This window comes from Rhizobium sp. FG113 (assembly GCF_057809895.1).
In genome coordinates this window covers 1-1,264 of sequence record NZ_JBMDKV010000059.1, presented here as the reverse complement: position 1 = coordinate 1,264, position 1,264 = coordinate 1, and the positions used below count along the sequence as shown (strand labels likewise).

Below are 1,264 nucleotides of genomic sequence, written 5' to 3'. Positions count from 1 at the left end.
GCGGCCTATAGCATCCATCTCTCCACACCCGAAAATGCGTTCGCCGGACGCTCACGATGCTTCATGCGAGGCACGGTCTTGTTCTTGGCTTCGCGATACTCTTCGGTTTCCATACCAAAGGCCTCGATGATCAGCGTCGTGGGTCGGTGGTCCTTATAGCTCGCCTCCAGGACGAAATCTGGCCGGCAAGGTCCAAGCGGTGTTTCGGACGCAAAGAGCGGTTTGGTGATCTTGATGCGAAGATCAGGAACGCCTTCGAACAGGGATTCCTGAAGCCAGAACAGGAGATGGGAGACGTCCCTTTCGAAACCGGATTCCACCGGAAACAACGTGTCGCCATTATAGACCGGCTGGGCATAGGCTTGTACGGCGCGCACCGGCCCCTCGTCATCGTCGCCAAAGTCCACGTTCAGCAGGCTGACGAATGGGCCACGTTGTTTTGGATCGCCTCGCAACGGTTGTCTTACCTTTCCGAGCACGTCAATCGATCGTGAGGACGATGCCGGCATGATCTCTTGAGCCGATACGGACTTCGCAAACAGCAGCATGAAGCCCGTCCGGCGGAGCGTTCCGGGCCAATCCGGACGTGAGGTTTCGAGCAGACGTTGCCAGCGACTGTCGGTCTCCCAGTAATCGGCCGCCCAGGTCGATAGCAGTGCGTTGAGGGACCATGTTCTCAAGACCCGAAGGTCCCTGGCGGCTGCGCGCAGTCTCGAAAGCTGGTTTCGAAGCGTTAGATCGGGATTATCCTGTAGCGGTTGGACGACGTTCGTCCCGGCGTCGTCGAGCAGCCTCCACAGGATGCCACCGAGTCTGGACGGTCGGTCGTTCCGTTCCGTCGAACGGGAGATGTCGTCGTCTGCGGCGTCGGCCAAACGGTCGGGAATGGCCGGCAATGCATCGATGTAGCTCCGATCGGATTTTCGAACCGGTCGAATGTGGTAGCTGCGATCGACAAGTGCCGGCGAGGTGTCCTTGTCAACGTGAAACGGACAGGTGCTCGCATGGTTCGGCCGCTCTTCGTGCCGGAGGGGATCCTCGTCCTTCGACGTCAATCGTCGCAGCGTATAGGTGTGCTCCTGCCGGATCGGGGCGAGCAGTGGCTGCGGCCGACCGGCGAGGCAATCGCACTCGATCCAGCCGTTCATCACCTTGGCTTGCCTGATGACTGCGAGAGCCATCGCCTTCTCCGCGTTGGAAGCAGCATTGCCATACCATGCCCGAAGCGCTGCGGCCTCTTCCTCGGTAAGCTCTGCCAGGCTGT

At 59.9% G+C, this 1,264-nt stretch carries 1 pseudogene; it reads right to left on the bottom strand.

The features are described from left to right. Positions 1-56: 56 nt before the first annotated feature. Positions 57-1,259, bottom strand: a pseudogene (locus tag ACODTZ_RS36090) (DUF8535 domain-containing protein); the annotation flags it as partial. Between the last annotated feature and the right edge of the window lie 5 nt (positions 1,260-1,264).